Origin of the sequence: Dyadobacter sp. (assembly GCF_051859145.1) — a bacterium.
GTDB lineage: Bacteria > Bacteroidota > Bacteroidia > Cytophagales > Spirosomataceae > Dyadobacter.
This window is the reverse complement of record NZ_JBHYGF010000439.1, coordinates 1-3201: the sequence shown is the minus strand read 5'-3', so window position 1 is coordinate 3201 and position 3201 is coordinate 1. Positions and strand designations below refer to the sequence as shown.

Here is a 3201-nt window from a genome sequence, read left to right as displayed (position 1 = left end):
AAGCGGGTACTGATTGTTGGCATCGGCATTTACACCCGCGAAATAAAACAGTTTGCCCGTTGTATTAAGGGAATCTCCATTGAAGGTGATCTCCACAGTGCCCGGAGAGCCCAGGAAAGTTGTGAATGCTTTTCCGCCGTAATCCAGGTAGATTTCTTCCTGCGTAAAAAGCATGGGAAGCGAAACCCTGAAACTTCCGTCAGCTTCCAGCGGCGCCTGCTTGCTGAGCTCCGACTGTGGCTGCAGTATGTTATTACGGGAAAAATTAATGAAGGAAGCCTGCCTATATAGCCGGCCATTCAGGTTGAGTATCCTGCCCTTGATGATCAGCGAATCTGTCGAAGCCTGAGAAACCTGAAATACACCTGAAAACAGGGCGAAAAATAGGATGAAGCGCATGCACGTGACTATTGAAAATTGATAACGAAAAATAGCCAGCCTTTTTTACGCCTCCAAATTTGAAAGTTTATTTCAGCAGCAGGTACAATTACAAGGTATGGTCGGGGCCAACGAGTTCCTGACCAGGCCCGCCATCTTCATACCTTACATATATGCCGTGGTAACGCTCCTGCGCATGGTAGTCTTTGCGCAGCGGGTGACCTTCCCAGTCCTCAGGAAGCAGGATCCGGCGCAGGTCGGGGTGGCCTTTAAAATGAATACCCATTAAATCGTAAGCTTCCCGTTCGTGCCACTCGGCAGTGCGCCAGATGTGGCTTACGGTAGGTACCACAGGCAAGTCACCTTCCGGATTATCCCTCGGAAATACGGATTTAATCGTGAAATCTGTCTGGTAAGGAATAGAAGTCAGGTTGTAAATCACCTCCATTGTTGCCAGCCCGGGCCCGTTATCAATCGCTGTAATGCAAGCCAGGAAGTCGAAAAACAGACGGTTGTCCTCGTGCAGGAACTGACATACTTCCGCAATATTGTCTTTGGGAACTATCAAAACGGGCTGTGGATTTTTGGTGTCCGCATCAATCGTCAGTTCCGGAAACCGCGCAACAATCAGGGAAGTAATTTCTTGAAAATTCATTTGTTCAAAAGTTAGGCGGTTACCATTTCCGCAGCTTCCATTTCCAGGAACAATGCGGGTGCGACTTCTTTGGTATTCCTGATCTTCTCCTGCAATTTCATAAACCCGCCGATCAGCGCCTCCGGTCTTGGCGGACAGCCGGGCACGTATATATCCACCGGGATAATCCTGTCAACTCCTTTCACCACGTGGTATCCATGCTCCCAATAAGGCCCGCCGCAGTTGGAGCAGCTTCCCATTGAGATCACATAGCGTGGCTCGGGCATTTGTTCGTATAATCTCCTGATCCGGTCAGCCATTTTAAAAGTGACAGTACCTGCCACAATCATCACGTCCGACTGTCTTGGGGAAGGTCGCGGCATGATTCCAAACCTTTCCAAATCGTAATTGGACGCATAAGCTGCCATCATTTCAATGGCGCAGCACGCCAGACCAAATCCCATGGGCCACAACGATGAGAGGCGCGCCCAGTTCATAAGGTCCTCAGCGTTAGTTAATATAATTCCTCCGTCACCGGTTTTTGCTCTTTCACTCATCTCGCTATCAGATACTGCTATCTGGTTGGTACAAATTTTGCCTGCTATTGTGATACAGACGTTACAATTAAAACCATTATCGGCAAGAAACGGTTTCCGCCTGCGTTACAAAACAAATGCATTTAACTACAACAATATGAAAAACAAATTACTTCTCATTGCTTCCTTTCTGATCGTTTTTTCCCGTACTGCAAATGCGCAGACAGAAGCTGATACAACAGTCAGGTTATTCAAAAGCGGAATGGCGATTTATGCAGAACTGGGTCTTCTGCCTAACAACAAAGCGATACGCGATCAATTGACGCAGCTTGGTGTAAAGCCGTTTGAGGGATTAATGGGCTCTATTGTGCTTGCGCGGCGGACTGAGTCGGAAAAGTGGTTCTCAGAAGGCCGGATTATTATTATGAACAGTACTAATTACACTACGGACAAGAATGTAAAGAAGGCTTACCTCTCAGGTATCGGGATCGGGACGGATGGAGGTCCGAAACTCGTGAATACTTCCCGCTGGAACGTGATGATTCCCCTGGGTGTGGATCTGATGCTTTACAGGCTGAATATTAAGAGTAATGGAAATGCGACCATCGGCCAGGTGATCAATAATCCTTCTTCTTTCCAGGCAGTGAAGCTTTTTACACCCAATGTAAATATCCACGGAGGTTTGGGAGTTGATTACAAAATGAATCTTTTCCCGAAAGTAAATGATAAAGTGTACCTGAGCGGAAAGGTAACCTATCACCAGCCGCTGCTAGGAAAAAGAAAATGGAAGGGTGAAAATGTCACAATCAGCGATTTGCCTTCATTGAAAGTGAACCAGGTTTATGTACAGGTTGGATTTGTTGTTTTTCCGAAACCACACGATAAAAAGTGGGGTAAGATGCATTAAGCTAGAACTCGCTGATTAATTAGCCTTATATCGCTCGTTGACCTGCTTGTACATATCAGCAGGCAAGGGCGATTTTATTTCCGGCACCTGAGGTTTGGGGCGTACCCAGTCGAGATAACCTTTCACCCAAGCGTAGGCGAGGCCCAGGATCAATATCCCGATAAAAACCGTCATTTCAGCCATGGCAAACCAGCCCCATTCTCCGTTGGTCTGCTTAATAAGATCTTCATTTCCGAAAACAATGGACCAGGGAAAAAGGAAAAGCAACTCGACTTCAAATAAAACAAAGACCAGTGCAACGATATAAAATCTGACATTAAACTGGATCTGCGCATTACCGAGCGGGTCTTCGCCGGATTCGTAGGTTGTCAGCTTTTCTTCATTCGGCTTATGCGGACGCAGGAACTTGGCAATCGTGAGCATCACGCCGAGGAGTACCAGGGCGGCAATGATAAAAAGAAGTATATATCCGAAATCAGAAATCATATTCAGCAGTCTTTCCTGCAAATCTAATCGTTAAATCTCCCCGTTTACAAAATCGATGAAATTGTCGCGGTTTATCCAATGCGTTTCCGCTTCAGGGTAGGCTTCTACGAAACAAGCAATTCAACCAATTCACCTAAATTCATTGAATGGACTCAACGAATTTGGGTTTTCTGACTCCGTGTTACCAGTTAGCGGCCCAGCGGGTATCTCCTGAAAAGCCGCTTTTTAGAAGCAGTTTGGCTGCCTGCCGGCTTCTGATT

4 protein-coding genes and 1 pseudogene are annotated in these 3201 nt (G+C 46.6%); 1 reads left to right on the top strand and 4 read right to left on the bottom strand.

The window, feature by feature from the left end; translation table 11 throughout:
- The 3 genes and pseudogenes from ACTIE6_RS21250 to nuoB all read right to left on the bottom strand — a co-directional run.
- Positions 1-399 (bottom strand): annotated as a pseudogene (locus ACTIE6_RS21250) (hypothetical protein); the annotation flags it as partial.
- 88 nt (positions 400-487) lie between these two features.
- Positions 488-1033, bottom strand: coding sequence for an NADH-quinone oxidoreductase subunit C (locus ACTIE6_RS21245; protein WP_439558543.1), 546 nt, complete (start codon positions 1031-1033; stop codon positions 488-490).
- A gap of 11 nt (positions 1034-1044) precedes the next feature.
- Positions 1045-1569, bottom strand: a complete 525-nt coding sequence (gene nuoB, locus ACTIE6_RS21240) for an NADH-quinone oxidoreductase subunit NuoB (protein WP_056285014.1) — start codon at positions 1567-1569, stop codon at positions 1045-1047.
- A 136-nt stretch (positions 1570-1705) separates the two neighbouring features.
- Here nuoB and ACTIE6_RS21235 point away from each other — a divergent pair, with 136 nt between their 5' ends.
- Positions 1706-2455: a hypothetical protein gene (locus ACTIE6_RS21235; protein WP_439558542.1), complete on the top strand. Its 750-nt coding sequence runs from the start codon at positions 1706-1708 to the stop codon at positions 2453-2455.
- A 15-nt stretch (positions 2456-2470) separates the two neighbouring features.
- Here ACTIE6_RS21235 and ACTIE6_RS21230 read toward each other — a convergent pair whose 3' ends face one another.
- Positions 2471-2941 carry an NADH-quinone oxidoreductase subunit A gene (locus ACTIE6_RS21230; protein WP_439558544.1) on the bottom strand — a complete coding sequence of 157 codons (471 nt, stop codon included), beginning with the start codon at positions 2939-2941 and terminating at the stop codon, positions 2471-2473.
- Positions 2942-3201: the final 260 nt, after the last annotated feature.